The sequence below is a fragment of the Foetidibacter luteolus genome (assembly GCF_009650435.1).
Classification (GTDB): Bacteria; Bacteroidota; Bacteroidia; order Chitinophagales; family Chitinophagaceae; genus Foetidibacter; species Foetidibacter luteolus.
Window position 1 is genome coordinate 70004 of the sequence record NZ_VVIP01000049.1, and the last position, 25535, is coordinate 95538.

The following is a 25535-nucleotide window of genomic DNA, read 5'->3' on the forward strand; positions in this document are numbered from 1 at the left end:
CCCAAGCTGCGCAAGGGGCCGGGCTTTCCGCTCATACTCCGGCACAAAAGCCTGGCTGCGATGGCTTCACCGGGGTAACCGCTTCAATCCCTCACCCGCCGGTGTAACCTGCTATTTGCTTTACAGGGCTTTTCATTTTAAAAGCGTAAGGTTCCTGGTTATTCACAGTAATGTTTCCGCTTTTTTTATACTGCTGTATAAATGCTGTACCAAGCCATCTGCAAGGCCAATTTTAGGAACATAAATTTCATCAGCATTTACCCAGCGCATCACATTAATATAAATCTGCAAAGCAGGTACAATTACGTCGGCGCGGTCGTCCCGAAGTTTATAGATGCGTATCCTTTCCTGCACACTAAAGCTGGAAAATTCTTTGTAGTAATCTTTCAGTAAATCAAGGTGCAGCGGGCGGCCTTCTTTCTTTTTGCTAAGGGAGAATATTTTGTTGATGTTACCGCCGGAGCCTATAGCGATGATGGGATATTTGGTTTTTATGTTTTGCTTTATTTTATCCCGCATGGCATCCCAATGGCCGTCATCTACCTGGTACTTTAGTAACCTTATAGTACCTATATTGAAGGACTCTTTGTAACGCAATTTACCCTCTGCGAAAAAGGTAATTTCCGTACTGCCGCCACCTACATCAATATACAGGTATCCATGTTCTTTATCCAGTGTTTCTGCAAAATGGTTCTCGTAAATAACGGTGGCTTCTTCATCACCACTTATTATTTTAATTTCAATACCGGTTTCAAGCTTTACTTTCCTGATAATGTCGTTGCTGTTACGGGCATCCCGCATGGCGCTGGTGGCGCAGGCTATTAAATGCGGTACATCATATACGTTAAGCAGGTGACGGTAAGCTTTCATGGTTTGAATAACCATCCCTACTCTCTGCTTACTTATCTCCCCCTTTTCAAATACATCAAAGCCCAGCCGTAAAGGCACACGCACCAGGTTTACTTTATTAAACTGCGGTTTGCCGTTATCATCATCAATAACCTCCACTATCAACAAACGGGCAGCATTACTTCCTATATCTATTGCGGCTAGCTTCACTTAATATATTTTAGTGCAGTGCGGCTGAAAAAATATGATGAGGCATTTTAACAAAAAGGCTTCTAACTACCCGGGTCTGAAAAGCCGCCCAATGATATGAACGATGAATCCCGAAGTTTCGGGACGACGCAAGGAATCCCGAAATTTCGGGACCATGAAAAACCGTCGCCGGTATCTATATTGGCCTTTTCTGAAAAAAAATCTCAGGTTGTAACGATTTCTTCTTTAACCGCCTCCACAGATTTTTGAATTTTCCTGTGCAGGTAATGATAAGTTTCTACCTGCGACCGGATTTTCTTTTTGCCTGCGGAAGATACATAGTTATTCGCAAGGTCATTATCCAGCCAGCGGGCCTTTACGTTATCCCTTAACTGAATGTGGATAATATCTTCCAGTTCTTTCTTTATCTCTTCATCGGTTACAGGCACGGCAGCTTCCACACGGTGGTCAAGGTTGCGCACCATCCAATCTGCGGAAGAAATAAACATTCGTTCCTTGCCGCCGTTGTTGAAAATCAGCACCCGGGCATGCTCCAGGTATTCATCTACAATACTGATGGCTGTAAGCGGTTTTTTGTACTTTTTACTCTGTATGCGTGCACAGAAAATACCCCGTACAATCATCTGCACCTCAACACCGGCCTGTGCCGCCTCCTGCAATTTATTAATAAGCGTAGCATCGCTTAGGGAGTTGAGCTTAAGCATTATACGTGCTTCTTTTTTGGCTTTGGCAAGGCGTATTTCCTTGTTTATCATCTGCATCAGTTGCTTGCGCATACCTACCGGGCAAACCATTAAAGTTTTGCAGGCCTGCAGGTGTTGCATCCCTGTTTTGGGGTTTTCCAGGTAACGGAAAATACGGTTGATATCGGCCATAATGTTACGATTGCTGGTAAGCAGGCAGTGGTCTGCATACACCTTCGCTGTTTTCTCATTAAGGTTGCCGGTACTTACAAAACCATATTGAATGGTTTTAGTGCCAACCCGTTTTTTTATAACGCATATTTTGGCGTGTACTTTCATGTTAGGCACACCCAGCAATACTTTAACGCCTTCTTCTTCCAGCACTTCTTTCCATTCAAGGTTGGCCTCTTCATCAAAGCGGGCACGCAGTTCCAGCATTACCACCACTTCTTTGCCGTTACGCACGGCATTCACCAGGGCATTGATAGTTTTTGAATTAGAGGCCAGGCGGTAAGCAGTTATTTTAATACCTGTTACGGTTGGGTCCATCGCCGCCTCCCGCAACAGGTCAATAACCGGATCGAAAGACTGGTAAGGAAAATGCAGCATCACATCCTGTTCCAGTATAACATCTGTAACCCTTAATGAATTTTTTAAAGCCGGGTGCCTGAAGGGGGTTACCCTGGTGTTCTTTTTATCAAACACATCCGGAAAATCCATAAAATGCCTGAAATTATGAATGCGCCCACCGGGAATAATATTGTCTTTGCGGGAAAGGTTCAGCCGCCGTATCAGGTACTCCAGCAAGCCCGCATCCATTTCCTTATCATAAATAAAGCGAACAGGCTTACCCTTTCTGCGGTTTTTAAGGCCATGCTCAATTTTCTGCACCAGCGTGGTGGATACATCGCTGTCAAGGTCTATCTCCGCGTCTTTGGTTACTTTAAAAATATGCGCATCAAAATGATCGTAGGCAAAGTAAGAGAATATATAAGGCAGGTTAAACCTTACCACATCCTCCAGCAGTATAATGTTTTTTTCGCCTGCTTTGGATGGCAGTTGCACAAAGCGGCCCACCGTTTTGCTGGGTATTTCTATCAGGGAATATTTCTGGTCGTAAGCAGATTTGTTTTTGCGCATCACCACACCCAGGTAAATACTCTTGTCCCGCAGGTAAGGCAATGCCGGAAGTGTTTCTATCAGCAGGGGTATAATGTTAGAGCGTACTTCCTCATCAAAAAACTGCTTTACAAAAACACGTTGCTCTTTATTCAGGTTTTTCTCAGTCAGCAAAAATATCTTCTCTTTTTTCAGCTCCTGCAGAATATCATCCCATATACGGTTAAACTCATTCTGCTGCTGCAAAACAATAACCTGTATCTGGTCAAGAATTTCCTGGGGGTTATCTTCAAAATGCATGTTGGCCTTTTTACCAGCCAGCTCTATCATGCGCCTTAAAGTGGCCACACGCACCCGGAAAAATTCATCCATATTATTAGAGTGTATGCCCAGGAAACGGATACGTTGTTTAAGGGGCACGTTGGGGTCGTTTGCTTCCTGTAAAACCCGGGCGTTAAAACTAAGCCAGCTAATATCTCTTGGTATCAGGTTCTTTTTGCTCATAAGTGTAATAGCCTTAATCTATCAAAAGTAAATAAGAGTATAGTGTGCCAATGTTAAGTTTAAGTGTATTAAACAAGGTGCTGTTTATGAAGGTAAGGTAACAAACAAAAACCGCATGGAAATTCTTGCTGGGCAGCATAGTGCAGCCGAATTACCGGTAAACTATACCTCATCGGCATAGATTGCTTTGCTTACCACGCAGTCTGTATGGAAAAAAAGTGGGGTGCTACACTTAAGGGTGAGGGATTGAAGCGGTTACCCCGCTGAAGCCATCGCAGCATGGCCTTTGTGGCGGAGTAATAGCGGAAAGCCCGACCCCTTGCGCAGCTTGGGGACACCCCATGATAATGTTAGATGTATGATGTGGGGTGTACGATGTAGCAAGTACAGGAGTACGATTTTTATGTAAGATGTTATAAGCTGGTTAGTAAATCACTAAGGGCAAAGTAGTTACAAGGTTATTATTCCTGTACAGGGAAAGGTAATAGAGTCCCGGAGGAAGGCCGGGTAATGTTACCTGCTGCCTGGCTGACTGTACTTGATGGATGATGGTTTGATAAACTTTAATACCCAAACTGTTGTTTACTGTAAGCTGATAAGTACTGGTTGGCAGTTGCTGCGTAAATAATTGAATGCGCTGCCCTTTAACGGGATTTGGCGCCACTGAAACCTGCTGCCCTGACCTGGCCGGATTTGCCACTGAGACGCCGGAATAATAAAACCTGCCATTATTATCCAACGCTTTTATGCGGTAGTATGCTTTTGCCCAACCATGCCCAACATGTTGCCAGGCATAGTTGCTCTTACGCCCGGCTTTAATCCGGGCAACCTGCCGGAAATTATGCCCATCCTCGGAAAACTCAACTTCGTAATGCTGTATGTTGGTTTGTTCTGCCACTGCCCATGCTACATCAACATATTTTCCGCTGGCTACGGCATTTACGCTAACAAATTTTACCGGTAAAATAAAACCACCCTGGTTAACTACAGAGAAGGCGCCGCCAAAGCGGGTTAACCCATTACTGAGGTTACCATCCGCCACACTTACGCCACGATTGTACATGCCATACATCTCCGTATCAAAATTATAGTTGCCGGGCGACGTACTGAGTTTATCTGAGCCGTTGGAAACATGAGAAAAATAGTTGGCAGTGGTTTTATGTGCCAGGTGCATATCCGTAAAGTCAAAACCGGTTTCCAGCTCATTTTGTCCGCTAAGGAACAAAGAGGCATCACGTTTGGTAAAGTATAGTTTCATGGATACCTGGCTGCTGTCTGCCGCGGTTGCCGGGGCAACCCTTTCGTTAATATACCATTTCCGGTATACAACCGGCATGGGTGTGTTGGCAATATCCCCAATAGCTACTACAACGGTAAAATCGTCCGCTGCCCCATCATTTTTCATTGACATGCGGTTGGGCGAAACCAGGTCAGCACCTACCGGGAACATTATTTCTGTTGTACCTACATTATTTATCCTGAAGCCTTTGCTGCCGTCTGTTACAGGTATGGATGTGCCGGTTTCGTCGCAGGTGCAGATATAACTGTTTTTGTACGCTGTACTGTTTTGTGTATAGCCAGCCACAGTTAAACCACTGCCGGTGCCGCTTTCGTTTAAAAAGGTAAAAAGGTTGTTGCCGGTAATAATTATTCCATTGGTAAGTGTAAGGTTTTTACTGTACAGGTTGCTGCCCAAAACAACTTTGCCGCCGGCTGAATTAATGGTAAAGGCGTTAATATATTCATAGCCGTTTTCAAAACTAAAAACAGGTGCGGTGGCTGTACCGGCTATGGAAATATTGGTTACGGCCCCGCCAGCAGTGGAAGAACCTTTAAAGCTACCGGTTGAGGAAGGATCAAGACTGCCCGTAACAGTGAAGTGGCCATACCCAAGGTTGATGGCTGTACCTGACTGGTGGATGAGCGTACCCGCAACCAATAATTCGGCGCCCGGCGCTGTTGCTGAACCTACCGTTACAGAAGCGGTGTTTTTAAGCGTTACCGTAGCGCCACTGGCTATTTCCAGCGCCGGGCTTACAGAAGAGTTCTCTAATTGTAATTGCAGGCTGCCATCAATTACTGCATCAGCAGCGGTAATTTTAAAAGTGCCGCTGGTGCTGCTATGTATAATGGTACCTGTGCCGCCCAGGCCGTCCCTGAATATTTTGGTACCGCTGTTAACAAACTGGAAGTTGCTTGCATTGCTTTCAAACTTTCCGTTAATAGTTAATGTGGTGGCAGCGCCAACACTTGGGGCGCCGGTAACACGAAATATTGGTTTTTCCAACGCACTGCCGGCAGCATTAAAATAAGTTACGTTTCCAGATGTAAAAGAGGTATTAATATTCCATTGAAAAATACTTCCTGTTTTAAAAAGCACCTGTGTACTACGGGCAAAATCATCACTGCCACTTCCTGTGTTCGCATCTACCCTTACTACTCCGCCACTTTGTATTTCTACAGACACCCCGGAAGCTAAAACAGGCTGTGCCCCATTTAGCACATAGGTACCGCTTATATTCATATCTGTACCGGTATTGTTGGCAATAGAAAAAGTCACTCCGCTGTTATGCGTAAGCGTGGCACCCTGCTCAACAACAAGTTGGTTGGCTGTGGCGGCAGAAGCAAGGGTTATGCTATGGCCATTTTTAACAGTAATGGCCGCGGCAGAACTGGTGGGGAACAAGGTTGCTGTAATCCAGTTACTAATACCATCAGCGGAAGATTGCCAATTATTGGGTGCACCCCAGTTGCCGGATGAAACTGCGGAACGGAAATGATCTGTTGCTGAAGAATAAGTACCGGAAGAAGCGGTTGTAAAACTGAAATCATTAATCCCCATCGCATCATCAGAGCCGGATGCATCAAAATCGCTCCAGCGTATAAAGAACGAAGCGCCGTTAACAATTCCTATGTTGGAAATGGTGGCGGTTACTGTTGCTGATTGAAGCAATGACCCTGAGCCTGTTGAAGAAGCATTATTGGTATAATCGAGGCTATTCACATCTACCCAGGTGCCGTTACCTAAACCGGTGGCATCAATGCTGTATTGAAAATCCAGCCTGTCACTTCTGCCGCTGCTGCCCACCCGCCATGTTTCGCCGGTATAGGTAATTGTTATGGAAGTAATAACGGCCCCGGTAGTATTGGTGAAATAAAAACCGAAATAAGGGACCAGCGTACCAGACCGCAACCCGCCCAGAGCTCGTTGAGTCGAGCCACTGGCGCCAAAATGATAGTTGTCACCCGTGCTGGCACTACCGGTACCGGCGCTAATGTCATTATTGGCAGCGCTGCCGGTTTCATAAAAGTACCACCCACCCAGGTTGCTGTTAATATTGCCCAGGCTTCCATCGGTAACACCGGTGTGGCTGGATGTTCCCAAACCGTCAAAATTCTGGCTGTAACTGGTGGCTGAAAGATTGTATTGTGCTGCAGCGCACATAGGAAGGAGCAGAAGCAGCAAAATGCTTCGCAGCAAAGAATACGGAATTGGTCCATAAGTAATATGCCGCATAAGTTTTCAGCAGGTATTTGGATAGAGGGGCAATCAGCCGCTCCATACGCAATATAAAATGGCAGCACATTAATCTCTCTTACTATTTTAATATCCCTTAAAATTTTATGCGTTTTTTAATCCGATTAATACTTAACCTTTTTCCTGGATTCTTTGGGGGACAAAATAGCAGTGGCAGTAGTATCGAAGCCTTGGTTAACAATTTTGCATGCCAAAGCCGTCCTGTATTGCGGGAGAAAATTTGAAGGATTGAATACTATTTTACAGCAAAACAACGGCTCAGGCCGAGGTAACAGCCTTAACTCTTTCAATACCAGCTTTCACGCCACTGATTATCATATTGCCGTACTGGTCTTTTTTAAGGTGGCGGGAGTAACGCTCGGCTAACTGGTAATATTCTTCAGCAGCGGGGTACTGCTTCACATCTTCATAAGATTTAGCCACGTTAAGGCAGAGAGAGGGAAAAGCTTCGCTTATATCCGGCTGTACCACCTGGGTAGCAAGCTGGTAAGCAAAAAGGTTCCATTTAAGCGTATCGTAAACAGAATTCTGGATACGGGCCATGTAGTGGGCCGCGGTAAAAGATTCAAATGCATCTGCAGCCAGGTCCCAGGCCTCCCGGTACAATTTTGCGGCTTGGTCAAAATTGCCGGCATATTCTTTTTGAATGCCCTTTACACAAAGTTGTACAACAGGATTATCTGGATTATATAACATGCGCACAAGATAAGCCATAATGCGCAGGCGATCAAACCCTTTAACAGATTGAAAACGAAATATTTGCTTACCAATCTTTATGCGGGCCCCCACTTATAGCCGCGAAACTATTCGTGTACTGTATAACCATGATGATGAAACAAAAAGCACCAGCCTGGTGCACCGTTGTATAAAAACCAGGCGGCCAGAACAGAAGCCGCGAAAACAGCTACAAGAATAAGATTGAGGTTCCAATGACGGCGGTAAAGCGCATTTTGGTAATTCATAGATAAATAGATTGATATTGGATGGATGTTGCAAAGGTAAAAGCAGCATTGCCAACATTGCTGAAACACTGGTTAAAGAAACCTTTAGAGAGGCTTAATAAAAAAGGCCCGCTGTATGAAACAGCAGGCCATGATTTAATTGCATGAGAAAAACTGGTTAGTGGCACGGGTTGCAACGGCTTAGGGTTAAAGGCAAAAGGTTGAAAATATATTGTAAAAGCAAACAGGAAACCGAAACCGCAATAGAATACTCCAATGGCATGCCGGAAATGAATACTGCTGATAATCAACAAAATAAGCAACCTGCATCCTTTAATTTTCCTTTTTTGAGAATAAAGCCTCCCAAAAGTAAAAATGGGCCTGGCCCTGTAGTTTTTTGAATAATGCTGCGGGATGCCGTAGAAGTTTGTTGCGCAAGGCGGTACGGCACAAGAGTGCGACGCAACGGCAGCCTCATACCTGTTGCTGCTGCCGGGCCCATAAAAATGCTTTCACCATACACGAGCCAACCCCCTGCAGGGGATGGGGGTGTTCCTGCTGCCGGGCCCATAAAAATTCTGTCCAGGTTTATTGCCTGTAAATAATACATTCGTTACCCAAAATGAAGCAACCGTATGGATAACCTGAAAATTACCACTGCCCAGTTTGAACACAAAAGCGGCGACAAAGCCTATAATCTTTCCGTTATCGGCAAAATGGCAAAACAGGCAGCGGAGCAGGGCTCAAAAGTTATTGCTTTTCATGAATGTTCTATAAGCGGGTACACTTTTGCCCGCAGGCTTTCTAAACAACAAATGCTGCAACTGGCAGAACATATACCAGCCGGGCCATCTGTTGAGGCGCTTAAGGCAATCGCCACTGAATTTGATATAGCCATACTGGCTGGCCTGTTCGAAAAAGATGAACAAGGCAATTTATTTAAGGCTTATGTATGTGTTAACAGTACGGGGCTGGTAGCTAAGTTTAGAAAACTTCACCCGTTTATTAACCCGCACCTTACACCAGGTAATGAATACTGTATTTTCGATTTGCATGGCTGGAAATGCGGCATACTAATTTGCTACGACAATAACATCATCGAAAATGTAAGGGCCACTACCCTGCTGGGCGCCGAAATTATTTTTATGCCGCATGTAACCATGTGTACACCTTCTACCCGCCCAGGGGCCGGCTTTGTAGATCCAAAACTTTGGATAAACCGCCATGCCGACCCAACCTCGTTACGCCTTGAATTTGACGGCCTTAAAGGAAGGCAATGGCTTATGAAATGGCTGCCTGCAAGGGCCTACGACAATGCCGTGTACGTGGTTTTTTCCAACGCCATCGGCATGGACGACGACCAGCTAAAAAACGGCTGCTCTATGATACTTGACCCCTTTGGTGATATACTTGCAGAATGCCGCCTGCTGGATGATGATATTGCAACAGCCACGTTTACCCGCGATAAATTAACAAATGCTGGCGGTTACCGGTATTTACAGGCCCGGCGGCCAGGTTTGTACAGTGATATATTGGGGCAGCCCCACATCCCGCAACAAAAAGTGGTATGGCTAAAATAAATGCATTCGTTAAACAGCTACTGTGGTAGCCAATGGTTATCATTTAATTCGTAAGGTGCTTACAGTTTTTTTTCATGTCTAAACCTTAAAATCAGATTAACTTTTTCTCTTTTACAGTACAACTGCTACCATACACCCTACCTTTATTGTCATTCAATTTTCATAATTTTTCCAATACCCGGTACCAATATTCATAACCCAAAATAGTTTACATAATCCGTTAAACATAACATCTAATCCAACTTACTATGATACCAATACATATAGATAAACGTTGACAATCAGCATTTTTCCAAACAAAAAATAGTGGGAAAGAGAGGTTAGAGGGCGCCCCCGCCAAAATACAGGGCGGGCCGGGCTATCCGCTGCAAGTCCTCGTTCCGCTACGTTGCACTGCGCTGCACTGCGGGCTTTCCGCTTCTATCCCTGGCGCAAAGTGCAACAGGTTCACTTTATACCTGCAGGTTTTTGTGCAACCTGTTAATGGGTGATAATAACCCATAATACAATACCTGATGCAATACATGAAAACAATTGTACCCGCGCTGCCGTTAACTGCAACGGTTATTATAAAAGGATTTTCCCTGGCCCTTGGCCTTTCATTGTCGCTGGCTGTAGCCGCTCAAACACACGATTTTGGAGATGCTCCTGCCTCCTATGAATTAAACAATACTTCATCATCTGTACCAGCCCGGCATTTACCATCTGCAACGCTGCGTATAAACGCAATACCAGATGCGGAGTCATCCGCGGCAAATGTTGCAGCAGGGGCCGATAATAATAACCTTAATGGAGACGGCACAGATGAAGACGGTGTGGCATCTACTCCGCCTGCCCTTACGGCCAATGCGAATTATTCGCTTACCATCTCCGTAACAAACACCACCGGCGGTACAAGAACACTTTATGGGTGGATAGATTTTAACAACAATGGCCGCTTTGAAGTGGGCGAAGTAATTTCTGCATCGGTACTGAACAATGCCACATCGGCAACTTTGTTGTGGCCCGCAGCCACAACAAGAAATGCACTTGCCCCCAAGCTGTACATGCGCCTGCGTTTTGCAGGTGGGGCAACAGCTTTGGCAGACAATGGAACTACCACCGCGGTTGACGAACGCAGTATTGCAGACGGCGCTAACACCGGTACCTACGGCACAGCACAAATGGGCGAAGTGGAAGATTATCAAATTAGCGTAACCGGAGCTTACGATTACGGCGATGCCCCCTCATCTTATGAAGTAAACAGTTCCGGCGTTACGGTACCGGCAAGGCATACACCCACTACCAACCTCTCTCTTGGCAGCGGCACACCGGATGCAGAGGCTGGCGCTCAAAGTGTTACCGCAGGTTCAGACAACAATAGCAGCTTTGGCGACGGTGCAGACGAAAACGGCATTAGCGTGTTGCCATTGCTGACATCGGGCAACGCTTTTTCGGTTACAGTGAGTGTTACCAAAAACATTGCGGGAACAGGCAATTTGTATGCATGGTTAGACAGAAACGGCAATGGCCGCTTCGAAGTGGGGGAAGCGGCATCAACAACGCCAACCACTTTTGCAACCACATCTGCAGCATTGCAAACGGCTACACTTACCTGGCCTGCTGCTTCCGTAACAGGCTCGCTGGTATACCTGAGGTTGCGCTTTACTACCACCGCCCTTGCAGATAATGCCGCCACCGCCACGGTTGACGAACGCTCTATTGCAGAGGGCGCTTCCGGAGGGGTGTTTGGCACACCCGTAAATGGCGAAGTGGAAGACTATGCCATACAGGTTCCTTCTGTATTTGTAAGCGGCACTGTATGGGATGATGCCAATGGCAACCTTATCACAGATGGAACGGAAGCCGGCACCAATACGGGCGGCACCTTATATGTAAACATGCTGGATGCATCCAATAACATCATCAGTTCATCCACAGTGGCTTCCAACGGTATATACTCTATGGGTATGCCAACCGGCGTAACAGGCTATAAGCTGGTGCTTACCACTTCCGCAACCGGCATAACGCCGCTGCTTCCAGGCGCTGGCAACACATGGGTTAATACGGGAGAGAATATTGGCTCGGGCAATACGGCCTCCCAGGCATCTTCGCCTGTGGGAGAAATTGCTTTAACCACTGGCGCATCCAGTATAACGGGGCAAAACTTCGGCATAGAGCAAAGGCCTACGGGCACCAACACGTCCGTAACATCACAATCCAACCCTGGGGCCAGTACCATCATAGCTGTGCCTTCCACTGTTTTTAACGGCTCAGATGCGGAAGACGGAACTTTTGGCAATAACTTAAATGGAAAAACAGTAACGCTAAATGCCGCTACCGGCGCAACACTTTATTATAATAATGCAGCAATAACAATCGCAACAACCATCAGTTCCTTCAACCCCTCAAAAGTTGCCGTTGACCCTACCGCCACCGGTGCTACCAGCCCCACATTCACCTATACCGTTAATGATAATGCAGGAGTAGCTTCTCTGCCCATTACAATAACGGTTCCCTTTACGGCCCCAACCCGTACATTTAGCGGCACCGTATGGAAAGATGATAATACCAATGCCATAAAAGACGGTTCGGAAATATTTACCAATGCAGGTAATATTTATGCCAACCTTACCAGTAATGCCAGCGTTGTTTTGCAGTCAGTTGTTGTTGATGCCACTACCGGCGCCTACAGCGTGGCCGCCCCAAGCACGGGCGTTGCATACAAAATTGTACTTTCTGACGGGCCCAAAAACATAGGCGTTACGCTTACCGGCTCCAGCCTGCCTGCCTACTGGGTAAATACGGGCGTTAACCTTGGTGGTTCTGCCAATACCGTTAATCAAACTGGCTCAATAAACATTGCGGCCGCTTCGGGTAATTTAACCAACCGCAACTTTGGCGTTAAGCAGCAAACCATTACCGCCGCCACATGTACCCCTGCTACGGGTACCGTGTTCGACCTGTACGACCGGTTAATCGGCGGATGGCATGGCACCATCATGAAAAATGCCAATGGTTATTATACCAACTGGGGCCAGTTTATGCAGCCCGGCGGCTATGACGGAGACGACAATAATGGCCAGATAAACCCTGTTGACATAACCCCCGCTAACGGGTATAACTACACCGGGACTGTACTGTTGGCTACCCTGGGCACCGATGGGCGGGAAAGCCAGGCATTCCTGCTTACTTCAGATGGCTTGTACACCTGGGGATACCATGGAGAAATTCTTAGCACCAGCAACACAACCAACAATGGCTCCGGCGGCGTTGCTTTCCAAAAAATGACGGTGAATGCCAAAACAGACGGCCTGCCCACCGGTGTTACCCCCACGGATGTAAAAATGATGACAGCCTCTTCCAGCGGCCTTACCATATTAACTTATTCCGGCCATGTGTACACGCTGGCCCGGTACACCGATAATTATGGCGATGGTACCAACAACACCGGCGGCGGCATAACAGGCGATGCTGTTTGGCACCAGGCGAAAACAAATTCCACAACCGTACTTTCCGGTGTGGACATCATCAGGGCCAGCACTTCGGGCGTACTGGCCATTACATCAACAAATAACTGGTACACCTGGGGGCAGAAAGTTTACCTGGGCAACGGCACTGCGGAAACTTCCCTTAGCTATGCTACGCTCATGACTAAGCCGGCAGCATTCACCAGCTATTCAGACATTAAGATGATAGCTATGACCAACGGTTCCGACCACGGCTCCTACTACGCACTGCACGCCACTAATAAGATGGTTTATGCACTTGGCTATAACGATGAAGGCCAGTTAGGCATTGGCACTACCACCACCGCTACCTCCTGGACCAACGTACTGCAGCCCGGTTCCGGAAGTACGCCACTTACCAATGTAAAATTTATCAGCGCTAACGATAACGATGAATCTCATGGTGCAGCAGGCGCCATACAGGAAGATGGCACGCTGCTGCTATGGGGCTCCAACAGCCAGGGCATGATAGGGGCCGGCGCTGCCGCAAACAGTACCAGGCCCAGGATACCTAACGGCTTTGTGCAGGGTACAGATGTGGCTACCTACCTTGAGGTAGGCGGCCACTTTACGGAATATATCAAAAGCGGGGCAGCAAAACCTTGTTATACCGGCCACTATGTAGGCGGCTCTGCCGGTAATGGCTCGGCGGCGGAAGCAGAAATTACCACCTTTGATTGCAGCCTTGCCGCGCCTGTTTCCATTTGCGGTGTTACCAGCTTTGACGCCGGTGATGCCCCGGTAAGCTACGAAAATGGTAACTATGCCACACACCTGCTGGTAGCTACCCCTGTTACGCTTAAGCTGGGTACCGCGGACCCTGTGGATAACAGCCTTAACCTTAAAAATGTTGCCGCAGGCGCCAACAATAATGGTACCAACGGCGACGGCGCTGAAGAAGATGGTATCGCTACAATACCCGATTATACACTCAGTGGCTCGTACAGCCTTACTGTAACTGCTACTAACAGCACAGGCATTACTGCTAACATGTATGCATGGATAGATTGGGATAATGACGGGCTGTTTGAAGCCTCGGAATTACAAACAGCAACCGTTAATACCGGTTCAACCAGCACCACACTTACGTGGACGGGAGTGCCTTCCAGTAACCTTCCGGCACATCCCTATATCCGCGTACGCCTTACATCCGATAACCTGGCAGACAATACACTAACAGCCAATGTAGATGAACGCAGCACCGGTTCCGCATCCAATGGCGAAATAGAGGATTACCGTCTAAATGTTTACTATGCAGTAAGCGGGAAAGTTTCCAACGACCAGGATGGCCTTAACGACGGACAGGTGAACGGTACCGGCACCAATGCAGGTGGACTTAATGCTATTTTGTACAACGTAACTACAGGGCAGGTAGCCTCAGTTGTGCCCGTGGCCGGTAACGGCACTTACAGCTTTAATTCTGTAACCCCGGGCGATAATTACCGTATTTATATTACTACCAACAGCGCTACTGTAGGGCAGACTGCCATACCCGAAATAGATTTGCCGGATGGCTGGGTGAATACAGGGGAATTTAACGGTACCGGCACCGGAAGCGATGGCTCTCCTGATGGGATTTTATCTTTGGGCACTTTAAATGCAAGCATAACCACTGCCAACCTTGGTATTGAACAAAAGCCTACGGCTTCAATGTTTAATTACACCTTATTGCCTGTACCTACCAGGGGTGGTACCTACCCTATGGATGGTACTTACCGGAACATGTTTCCGCTGGATGGCAATGATGAAGAAGATGGGCCGCTGGGAGAAGGGGCCACCTTCATCATCACCAGTCTTGGCATTATGGATGGTAACGTACTTTCTTATAATGGGACCGCAATAACCGGCTCACGGGTTATCACTAACTACGATCCTTCTTTGCTTACCATTACTTTTAACAATAATGGCAATTCGGGCTTCTCCTTTAACTATGCGGTTGTTGATGCGGCCGGTGTACAGTCAGACCCGGTTAGCTATACCGTTTCCTGGGGCCTTGGTGTTCTGGCTATAAGGCTTACCGCTTTTGAAGCGGAGAAAAAAGCAGACAGAGCTTTACTTACGTGGAGCGCTACCGGAAAAAAATCAGATGGTTATTTTCAACTGGAAAGAAGCCCGGATAGCCGCAACTGGGCCAGCCTGGCAAAATTACCGGCGATAGACGGCACAGGCAACCACCACTATGCTTATACGGACGCAGCACCCCTGGCAGGCAATAATTTTTACCGCCTTAAACAATACAATAATGACGGCACTGTTGTGTACAGCCAGGTACGGCTGCTTAAATTTGATGTCAAATGGCGTATATCGCTATCGCCCAACCCGGCAGTTAATACTGCTTTTGTACAATTGTATAGCAACGAGCCCCTTGCTTCTATAAGCATTATTAACGCCGGTGGCCAGGTATGCATGGCTGTTAACAGGTTTATGGGCAACAACATTACAGAACTTAATACAACCCAACTTGGCAAAGGCATTTACATTGTGCAGGTAGTAAGTGCAAAAAATGGTGTTCAAAACCTTAAGCTGGTAAAGAACTAATTAAAAACCGGGCTGTCTGTCGGTAAAGACGCAGCGTGTTACACTTTGGGTGAGGGATTGCAGCGGAAAGCCCACAGCCACGAGGTACGAGTGGCGAGGACTTGCAGCACAACCGAGTAAAAGCAACAAAATGTTGCTTTTACGAAGGTTGCGAACGCAGTTCTGCCCGGCCCGAGGTACGAGGGACACCCCCTAAAACAAATACTTATTTTAAAAAATAGTTTGCCGTGTAAAGTACCGCCTTTTACACCGGTTACTTATAAAACAATACATCCACGCAAAGGCATGAAATACCCTAATCTTTTCTTTATGGCAATATTTGCATTTAATGGCCTACTTTTGCCATATTGCCCTCGACTTGGTAGTATTCCTTATAAAAGCTTCACCCGGTCACCTGGGTAAGCTGAAAGCAGGCTCCACGCAAATGCGGTTATCCATATTTCAGTGAAGGAATTTAATTAACGATTCAATTATTTATTTTGACATTCAAAGACTTAGGGTTGAATGAAGCGGCTTTGAAAGCCGTGGAAAAAAAAGGCTATACAACCCCCACCCCCATTCAGCAGCAGGCAATTCCTGCTGTATTAAACCGGAAAGACATACTGGGCTGCGCCCAAACAGGCACGGGTAAAACCGCCGCCTTTGCCCTGCCCGTGTTACAATTACTGCACCAGGCCGATGAAAACCGCCGCGGTTACAAACACATAAGAGCGCTGGTATTGGCGCCCACCAGGGAACTGGCGTTACAGATTGCGGAAAGCTTTACAGACTACGGCAGCTACACCGGCTTAAAACACACCGAAATTTACGGTGGCGTACCACAACACAGCCAGGTGATTGACCTGCGCAACGGTACAGATATACTGATTGCTACACCCGGCCGCCTGCTTGACCTGATCAACCAGGGTTATATATATCTTGATTACCTGGAATTTTTTATACTGGATGAGGCGGACAGGATGCTGGATATGGGCTTTATTGATGACATAAGGAAGATTATAAAAATGCTGCCCGATGAAAGGCAGACCTTGTTCTTTTCAGCCACATTCTCCCCACAAATTACACGGCTGGCAGATTCACTGCTTACCAATCCTGAAAAAATTGAGATAACACCAGTATCATCGGCAGCGGAAAAAATACAGCAGTTTGTGTATATGGTAGGCCGCAAAGACAAGCCCCGCCTTTTACAACACCTGCTTAAGCAGGACCTTGTGAAAAGAACCATCGTTTTTACACGCACCAAGCACGGGGCAGACCGCATAGTGCAGGACTTAAAGAAAGCCAACCTGCGTGCCGGCGTTATACACGGAAACAAATCCCAGGAAGACCGGCAATACATACTGAATAAATTTAAAGAAGGCAGGATAAACATATTGGTTGCTACCGACATAGCATCAAGGGGTATTGATATTGATAATATTTCCCATGTTATTAATTATGATGTTCCTGATGTGCCGGAAACTTACGTTCACCGCATTGGCCGTACCGGCAGGGCTGGGGAAGACGGCGTAGCCTTCTCCTTATGCGATAAGGAAGAAAGGGGCAACCTAAGGGATATCAGGAAAATAGTAAAAGCAGATATTGTAGTAGTGGAGGGCCACCCTTACCAGTTGAAAGAAGGGCCCCAGCAGCAAAATGGCAACAACAACAGGCCAAAAAATCATAAAAAGAAACAATCGCCTAAAAAGCACCACAACCATAACAGGCCTAATGCTGTTGTACCGGGACGGGAAAACCTGCCCCCTCTTCAGCAGGCGGTATAATAATTGCGGCAATTAATAAAGCATTGCTCCCTATTCGTTCCATCTCACTATCCTGTAAAAAAGCCGCTAATAAACATAGCTAACGCTGTATAATTTAGTTAAGTATGGCAAAATCACTTTAGCGTATAAAACCGTCAAATTGATTTTATTATAATTACAAACTATACGCATATAGCTTTGTTAGTGTATATTTACCAAAATTATTTCTTAAATGAACCTAATTGTAAAAGGGCTACCCCGTGACGTGTTTGAGCCGGAATTACAGGAGATTTTTGAACAGTTTGGCAGAGTTGCTAACGTAAAAGTTATCATGGACAGTATTACGCTTAAAAGCCGCGGTTTTGGATTTGTAGAAATGCCCGATAACGCCGAAGCCCTGAATGCTATTAAAGAGCTGGACGGCTCTACTATGGAAGACAAAACAATGTCAGTTAAAGAAGTTGAAAATAAAAGGCCCCCGCAAAATAATTCAGGGTTCAGGCCCCGTGGCGGTGGTGGTGGATATGGTGGCCGCGGCGGCGGTGGCGGTTTTCGTGGAGGCAGCGGCGGTGGATATGGTGGCGGCCGCAGCAGTGGCGGTTATGGCCGTAGCAGCGAAGGTGGTGGTGGTTACAGGGACAGAGGCGAAGGTGGCGGCGGATATAACCGTGGCAGCGGAGAAGGCGGATATGGTGGACGCAGCAGCGAAGGTGGTGGTGGCTACAACCGTGACAGGGGCGAAGGCGGCGGTTATAACCGTGGCGGCAGCGGTGGCTACAACCGTGACAGGGGTGAAGGCGGGTATGGCGGCCGCAGTGAAGGCTTTGACAGGAACAAAGACAGGTACTAACAACATTACCAGATACAAGGATGCCGGTTGTAAACATGCAACCGGCATTTTTATTTGAACAGCTTGCTGCCGGATTGCGCAAAAAAGGTTGACGCCTGCAGTTGAACCTGTTTGGCATGCAATTGGCTTTTTGACTTCAGTTTTCGTTTAATGGGTATCTCTCAGAATACTTTACTACATTTCAGTATAATTTGGTTATGAATGGCACGTAAAAACAACAATAAGAAGAAACAGAAAGGAAGAGTTTTGCACCACAGCGCACAACAGGGCACATTGGAAATAACACGCTCCGGCATTGGCTATGTAGTAGTGGCAGATGGAAGCGGCGATATACTGGTACGGCCCGGTGATTTTAACACAGCGCTTAACGGCGATACCGTAATGGCTAAAGTGGTGAAGGAAAACCTGGGCAGTGGCCGCAAAGAAGGCCGTATAACTGAGGTGTTGCAACGCAAGCAAACCGAATTTATAGGTACGTTGCAAATGGGCACCAACTTTGCTTTTTTTATACCGGATACGGATAAGCCCATGCCCGATTTGTACATACCGCTGGACAAAATAAACGGCGCCAAAAACAAACAACGTGTGGCCGTAAAAATGGTGAAATGGGATAAGGACGACAAAAAACCCGTAGGCGAAGTTATTGGCGTATTGCAGGCGGAGGATGAGAACGACAGCGCCATGAAAGAAATATTGGCGGAAAACGGGTTTCCCCTCTCCTTTCCCGATGATGTGATGGAAGAAGCGGCCCGCATTCCCGATACAATCACACAGGACGAAATAAACAAACGCAAAGACTGCCGCGATATCCTGACGTTTACAATAGACCCTGTAGATGCCAAAGACTTTGACGATGCGCTATCCCTGCGTAAACTGCGCAATGGCGTTTACGAAATAGGCGTACATATTGCCGACGTAAGCCATTACCTGGAAGCCGGTACCGCCCTGGACGACGAGGCGTACAAAAGGGCAACATCCGTTTACCTGCCAGACAGGGTTAACCCCATGCTGCCGGAGCATATTTCCAACGTTCTTTGTTCGCTAAGGCCCAAAGAAGACAAGCTTACTTTTTCCGCCATCTTTCAAATAAATTCAAAAGCTGAAGTAAAGCAATACTGGCTGGGCAAAACGGTGATACACTCCAACCACCGCTTTACCTACGAAGAGGTGCAGGAGATAATTGAAAAAGGCACCGGCGAATATTTTGAAGAAGTTTTACTGTTAAACACGCTGGCACAGAAACTAAGAAAACAGCGTTTTAGCAAAGGGGCCATCAATTTCTCCTCGCAGGAAGTACGTTTTCAACTGGATGAAAAGGCCAAACCCATTGGCATTATTGTGAAAGAAAGTAAAGAAGCACACCAGTTGATTGAGGAATTTATGCTGCTGGCCAACAGAACAGTGGCAGAGAACATCTCAAAAATAAAAGTGAATAAAAAAGAGATACCCTTCCCCTACCGCATTCACGACCAGCCGGATGAGCAAAAACTTGCACCATTTATAGCGTTTGCCAAAAAATACGGGCATGTGTTTGACATAAGCTCCCCACAAAAAATAGCGGCAAGCTTTAACCAGATGCTGCAGGATGTGGATGGCAAACCAGAGCAGCACGTACTGGAACAGTTGGGTATAAGAACAATGGCCAAAGCCGTGTACTCAACAGAAAACATTGGGCACTATGGGTTGGCTTTTGAGTTTTACTGCCATTTTACATCTCCCATACGCCGTTATCCGGATGTTTTGGTACACAGGATTTTACAATCTTGCCTGGAAAACCAGCCCGCCATTGACAAAAAAATGGACGAAAAATGCAAGCACAGCAGTGAGCGGGAAAGGGCAGCCATGGAAGCAGAACGTAGCGCCAACAAATACAAACAGGTAGAATTTATGAAGGAGTACTTGGGCCACGATTTTGAAGGCGTTGTAAGCGGCGTTGCCGGCTTTGGTTTTTGGGTAGAAACAGTAGCACACAAATGTGAAGGCCTGGTAAGCATTGCCACCCTTTCTGACTACGATGATTTCAGGCTGATAGAAGGTGATTACAGCCTGGTTGGTTTGCGCAGCGGCCGCAAATTCAGGATGGGCGATAAAGTGTGGATAAAAGTGGTAGCAGCCAATATGGAAAAACGGCAGCTTGATTATGAATGGGTGATGGATGAAGGAAAAGAAGCCGATACCCCGGCAAAAAAGAAGAAACAAAAAACACCGGATAAAGCGGCTAAACCAAAAGTCCGGAAGCACAAAAAGGAACAGTAACAAATTAGTAGATATAGTTTGCTTAATGCACGAAATGCGAGCCCTCAAAAAATCAGCAAGCCTTTAAAATATTCAACCGCCCACAAAACTCCAGGGATGGCCGTGATATGCGTGAGGGATTGAAGCGGCTACCCCGCTGAAGGCCCTGTGCAAGGTCTTTGTGGCGGAGTAATAGCGGAAAGCCCGGCCCCTTGCGATAGCTTGGGGACACGCCCAAAACCTGCTTTTGTTTACAGATTAAGGCTTAACCCGCAAAACTTATCTGCATAATCTTTCACAAAGTTTTTCCACACCCGCCGGCCGATAATTTTTTTGGGCCAGAATTTTGGCTTAGGTTTGCATGACCACTGAGAAATTATTTCTGTTCTCCACGGTCACATAAAATCACAAATAAATTATTAAATGCACCATAACATTCTGCTGCAAGCAGGGTGATTTTTAATTTATTTATTGAGTTCCAACCCCCGGATAAAGCCTCCGCGGATGAGGAGGCGGCAGCACCGTACTTAAAAAAGCAGTATCAACAAGGCAAACCATAAATTTCTCTATATGGCTAAATATATTTTTGTTACTGGTGGCGTAACCAGCAGTTTGGGTAAAGGTATTATTGCAGCATCGCTGGCAAAGCTGCTGCAGGCAAGGGGTTTCAGGGTTACTATCCAGAAATTTGACCCTTACATTAACGTTGACCCAGGTACACTAAACCCTTACGAACATGGAGAGTGTTATGTTACCGAAGACGGCGCTGAAACCGACCTTGACCTTGGCCACTACGAACGTTTCCTGAGCATTTTTACATCCCAGGCCAACAATGTAACCACGGGCAGAATATACCAAACGGTAATTAACAAAGAACGTGAGGGCGCTTTTTTAGGCAAAACCGTGCAGGTGGTACCGCATATTACCGATGAAATTAAACGCCGCATGCTGCTACTGGGCAAAGACGGCAAATACGATATTGTTATAACAGAAATAGGCGGCACCGTAGGCGATATTGAGAGCCTGCCATTTATAGAAGCCGTACGCCAGTTGCAGTGGGAACTGCCGGAAGAAGATGTAGTGGTTGTTCACCTTACACTGATACCCTACCTGCGTGCAGCCAAGGAGTTAAAAACAAAACCTACACAGCACAGCGTAAAAATGCTGAGCGAAACAGGCGTACACCCGGATATTATTGTATGCCGTACAGAAGAGCCTTTAAGCAACGATATTAAACGCAAAATTGCGCTGTTTTGCAACGTGAAGCAGGAAGCGGTTATTGAAGCGATGGACGCCTCTACCATTTACGAGGTGCCCTTGCTGATGTTACGCGAAAAGCTGGACATTATCTGCATGAAGAAGCTGAACATTACCAATGCCAAAGAACCTGAACTGGAAAAATGGAAGGGCTTTCTGGACAAACTGAAATACCCCAAAAGCAAGGTTACCGTTGGCCTTATCGGCAAGTATGTAGAGTTGCAGGATGCCTATAAATCAATACTGGAAAGCTTTATACATGCCGGCGCCGTTAACGAGGTTAAAGTGCAGGTAGTTAATGTGCACAGCGAGTTTATTACCAAAGACAATGTATCAGAAAAACTGGAGGGGCTGGATGGCCTGCTGGTAGCGCCTGGCTTTGGCCACCGTGGCATAGAAGGCAAAATAATTGCCGTACAATATGCCCGTGAAAACGGCTTACCGTTTTTTGGTATTTGCCTGGGCATGCAAATGGCCGTTATTGAATTTGGCCGCAATGTACTGGGGCTTGCAGATGCACACTCCACCGAAATGGATGCCAGCACTTCCAACGCTGTTATTAACATGATGGAAGAGCAGAAAAAAATAAAGCTGATGGGCGGCACCATGCGCCTGGGCACTTACCCCTGCGAAATAAAAGAAGGCACCCTGGCTTACGAAATTTATGGCAGCACACATATAAGCGAAAGGCACCGCCACCGCTATGAGTTTAACAACAGTTACCTTGAGCAGTTTGAGAACGCGGGCCTGGTAGCCAGCGGGCTTAACCCCGATAGCGGCCTGGTTGAAATAATGGAGATACCGGCGCATCCGTTTTTTATTGGCGTGCAATACCACCCCGAGCTAAAAAGCACAGTGGAAAGGCCTGCACCACTTTTTGTTGGCTTTATTGGCGCGGCCAAAAAGTACAACGAAAAAAGGGTATCGCAAAAAAGCGTTGCCTTGCAAACGGAACTGATTTAGCAATCTCCGGATAAGATTTACAAAAAAGGCTACCCTTGCGGGTGGCCTTTTTACGTTTTGTGCCCGGACTATATTGCTACTATGAGTCTTCCGTTGTGTCACTCACTTGTACGGCTGGTAATTCTACTGGCCATTGTGCAGCAGCCTGCCTGTAAGCAAACTATTCTCAATTAAAAATGCTTGATACCTGGTCAATAAAGCTTTGTACCGGCCTTTCATCACTCAGGAAATAACAAGTTATAATAAGGTAAACCACCCCAAAAACAGCACCCCAAAAGTGTGCGGAATGATTGATATGATCCCCTCCCCTTTTTGCCATGTATGAGGAACCGATAAGGTAAATAGGGCCGAATATGTATCCCGGAATTATAGGAGGTATGATGAAAAATCCATACAAATATAGTGGGTGAATAAAAACGCTGGTAAACACAACTGCCGATACGGCGCCGGAGGCGCCAAGGCTTGTGTAGTAAGAATTGTCAATATTTTTAAAATAAGTAGGAATAAGGCAAACCACAAGCGCCAAAAGATACAACCCTATGAAAAGCGCTTTGCTTCTTTCACCAAAAAATTCATCAAAGGACGCTTCCACCCCCTCCCCAAAAAAATAGAGAGAGAGCATATTAAACGCCAAATGTGGTGTATCCGCATGAATAAAGCCACAGGTAATAAAGCGGTACCACTGGTTCCGGTACCGTATGGCAGGGGGATAGAATGTAAGATCGTCAATAATTTTATGGTTGGAAAAAGCCATAAAAGAAATGATACATGTTATGATAATAATAATCAGCGTTAACGATAAACTCATGGATGCCTACGGTTTAGGCCGCTAAAATAAGTTAAACAGGTATAACATGTAGAACAGCCGGCACAAGAAGTATTAGTGGCGCTGTTTTAACCGTTGCCGACAAACTGTAGCCTGACCGCCAGGTGCAAAGCTGCATAGCGTATGGTTATACTATACGCTCCTTTCCTTTGCAGTTTCTAAGAAGCCCCGTTCATATTCTGCTCAAAATGGGCAGTCATGGTTTTGGCATAATCAGCAATGGCAAGCTCTGGCTCTGCCAGTTCAGGATGCCAGAGTTTCTCCCATTCAAAACTGTAGTATCCACTATAGCCATCTTTGGCTAATAAGTCTATCGCCTCAAAAATGGGCACTTCTCCCTGTCCCAAAAAACGGTATTCCACTTTACCGTTCACCAACCGGGCGTCTTTTATATGGGTGTGTTTTATGTAGGGCTTTAGCTTTTCATATACAACCGCAGGCGCTTCTTTGGTAATGGTCCACATATTGGTAATATCCCATATAAGGCCGGTATTAGTAGCAGCGGCCTGCTGCATAATCTGTTGCAGGTCGGCGCAAAGTACCACATCTCCATGCGTTTCCATCAGTACGGTTACGTTGCTGCCTTTGGCGTGGTTACCCAGCTCTGTTAAGCCTTGCGCAATAAGATCAAGTGTTGCCGCTTTATCCTGGTTTTTGGGCAGGTTATTGGGAAACACACGTATGTATGGGCAATCTATTTGTTCTGCCAGGTCAATAAAACGTTTGGCATCATCCAGTTGTTTTTTGCGTTCTGCAGGTTCCACAGTATGCAGGTTAGCGGAGGAGCCCAGGTTAATAAAACGCAGGCCTTTATCTTTCATCATAGACTGTGTAGCCCTGCGCTTTCGCTTACTGCTGAATTCGGGGCATTGAGCCAAATCCATCTGCCGTTGTATGCCGCGTATTTCCAGCGCTTTAAAGCCATGCTTAGCTGCAAAATCTGTTATCTGCGCAAATGTCCAGTCCGGGCAGCCAAGTGTGGAGAACGAAAGTAATGGTTTTACGGGCTGGCGGTAGAACGCTTTGCCCATTAACGGCGCTGCCAGCAATGCTGCGGTGGATGTAAGGAACCTGCGGCGTGAAAACTGTGTCATTCGGCAATGGTGTTTGTGAGGGAAAGATAGTTGATTATGAGAAAACTTAATGTGCCTTAATAAGCATGGGGATGTTTCAAATATATCATTGTGAAGCAATGTATCTTTAGGTTGCCGGCAAAAAAAGCTGTAGCATCATCGTTACATCGTCCCGAAATTTTAGGGTTCATCGTCCGGTAATGCTATTAAGCTTTTATTGAAGGGAAGAGGTGAGGTGATACCGCAAATGAATTTATTTTAAACAATTTTTAAACTGCTGCTGCTTTTCATCAACCCCAATATTTGTAATCTTGCGACAAATAAAATCCGAAACTCTTATGAAACAATTTCTAAGCCTTCTTATCATTTGCCTTTCATTCACCTCCTGTGTAAAACAGACTATTGATATATTTGATGGAGATAACCCCGATGATTGCCCTGTTGATGTAGATATAACAGCTACAACACTAACGCCAAACACAGGAGAGGATATTATACTTACAGCAAAGCCTGCGAATGTGGGCTACAATTGGACAGGACCTTCCGGCTCCGGCATACGGGAGCTTTTCGGCAATAACATATTCAATATATATGCCATTAAAATAAAAAACTCAGGATGGTATTATTGCCAATCCGTTACACCGGGTTGCAACCCGGTTAGCGACAGCATTTACATTGATGTTAAATACAAGCAAGGCAACCCGCCATGCGCCCTTACCAATAATCATTATACCGGCACAAGCATGCCAGATGTTAATGCACCTAACGTTAGGAAAAGTTTTGATGAAACCCGCAGTTCCGTATTAGTGGATGTTTCAGGCGGCTGGGGCTCCCCCACCCTCAGGATAATTTTTAACCCTTCTATTGGCAACAGCGAACCCAAAGACGGTGTGTACACCACTATTGACGGCCAATCATTTGACAGCGATGATGACAATGACGCCATTTTTGTGTCATGCCTGTACAGCAATGTGTACATGGCGTGCCGCAGCGGGCAATCCGTGTATATTTCTCATACAAGCGGTAAACTTACTGCGGCTTTCTGTTCGCTTAAAGTCAGCGGCGACATTGGGTGGGGGCCTATTGTTGCCGACCTTACAGGACAGGTAACTGAAAACCAGTTTTAAGCCTGGCTTATA

General features: G+C 46.3%; 14 protein-coding genes. 7 read left to right on the plus strand and 7 right to left on the minus strand.

Annotation, left to right across the window (positions count from 1 at the left end):
* Window positions 1-162: 162 nt before the first annotated feature.
* The 5 genes from F0364_RS15365 to F0364_RS15385 form a co-directional block, all read right to left on the minus strand.
* Window positions 163-1059 carry a Ppx/GppA phosphatase family protein gene (locus F0364_RS15365; RefSeq protein WP_153798683.1) on the minus strand — a complete coding sequence of 299 codons (897 nt, stop codon included), beginning with the start codon at window positions 1057-1059 and terminating at the stop codon, window positions 163-165.
* 203 nt (window positions 1060-1262) lie between these two features.
* A complete protein-coding gene (ppk1, locus tag F0364_RS15370) occupies window positions 1263-3365 on the minus strand; it encodes a polyphosphate kinase 1 (RefSeq protein ID WP_153798684.1) in 2103 nt (700 codons plus the stop codon).
* 424 nt (window positions 3366-3789) lie between these two features.
* Window positions 3790-6882, minus strand: a complete 3093-nt coding sequence (locus F0364_RS15375; RefSeq protein WP_153798685.1) for a T9SS type A sorting domain-containing protein — start codon at window positions 6880-6882, stop codon at window positions 3790-3792.
* Window positions 6883-7161: 279 nt separating this feature from the next.
* Window positions 7162-7599, minus strand: coding sequence for an rRNA adenine methyltransferase (locus F0364_RS15380; protein ID WP_153798686.1), 438 nt, complete (start codon window positions 7597-7599; stop codon window positions 7162-7164).
* Between the two features lie 107 nt (window positions 7600-7706).
* Window positions 7707-7865, minus strand: coding sequence for a hypothetical protein (locus F0364_RS15385; RefSeq protein ID WP_153798687.1), 159 nt, complete (start codon window positions 7863-7865; stop codon window positions 7707-7709).
* Window positions 7866-8479: 614 nt separating this feature from the next.
* On the opposite strand from F0364_RS15385, the gene F0364_RS15390 reads away from it, so the two are divergent.
* The 6 genes from F0364_RS15390 (at window position 8480) to pyrG (ending at window position 22497) form a co-directional block, all read left to right on the plus strand.
* The gene (locus F0364_RS15390) at window positions 8480-9424 is read left to right on the plus strand and encodes a nitrilase family protein (protein ID WP_153798688.1); all 945 of its coding nucleotides are present in this window, start codon (window positions 8480-8482) and stop codon (window positions 9422-9424) included.
* A 524-nt stretch (window positions 9425-9948) separates the two neighbouring features.
* Entirely contained in the window at window positions 9949-15450 is a 5502-nt protein-coding gene (locus F0364_RS15395) for a GEVED domain-containing protein (RefSeq protein ID WP_207632704.1), read from the plus strand.
* 479 nt (window positions 15451-15929) lie between these two features.
* Window positions 15930-17213, plus strand: coding sequence for a DEAD/DEAH box helicase (locus F0364_RS15400; RefSeq protein ID WP_153798690.1), 1284 nt, complete (start codon window positions 15930-15932; stop codon window positions 17211-17213).
* Between the two features lie 211 nt (window positions 17214-17424).
* Complete coding sequence (locus F0364_RS29315) at window positions 17425-18042, plus strand: RNA recognition motif domain-containing protein (RefSeq protein ID WP_153798691.1); 618 nt, start codon at window positions 17425-17427, stop codon at window positions 18040-18042.
* 201 nt (window positions 18043-18243) lie between these two features.
* Window positions 18244-20298 (plus strand): ribonuclease R, encoded by a 2055-nt coding sequence (gene rnr / locus F0364_RS15410; protein WP_153798692.1) that lies wholly within the window; start codon window positions 18244-18246, stop codon window positions 20296-20298.
* 549 nt (window positions 20299-20847) lie between these two features.
* On the plus strand, window positions 20848-22497 hold the full coding sequence (gene pyrG / locus F0364_RS15415) for a CTP synthase (protein WP_153798693.1): 1650 nt from the start codon (window positions 20848-20850) through the stop codon (window positions 22495-22497).
* A 166-nt stretch (window positions 22498-22663) separates the two neighbouring features.
* On the opposite strand, the gene F0364_RS15420 is transcribed toward pyrG, so the two are convergent.
* A complete protein-coding gene (locus tag F0364_RS15420; RefSeq protein ID WP_153798694.1) occupies window positions 22664-23305 on the minus strand; it encodes a rhomboid family intramembrane serine protease in 642 nt (213 codons plus the stop codon).
* A 176-nt stretch (window positions 23306-23481) separates the two neighbouring features.
* Window positions 23482-24417: a sugar phosphate isomerase/epimerase family protein gene (locus F0364_RS15425; RefSeq protein ID WP_153798695.1), complete on the minus strand. Its 936-nt coding sequence runs from the start codon at window positions 24415-24417 to the stop codon at window positions 23482-23484.
* 317 nt (window positions 24418-24734) lie between these two features.
* Between F0364_RS15425 and F0364_RS15430 the strand changes: the two genes are divergently transcribed.
* Window positions 24735-25523 (plus strand): hypothetical protein, encoded by a 789-nt coding sequence (locus F0364_RS15430; protein WP_153798696.1) that lies wholly within the window; start codon window positions 24735-24737, stop codon window positions 25521-25523.
* The last annotated feature ends 12 nt before the right edge of the window (window positions 25524-25535 follow it).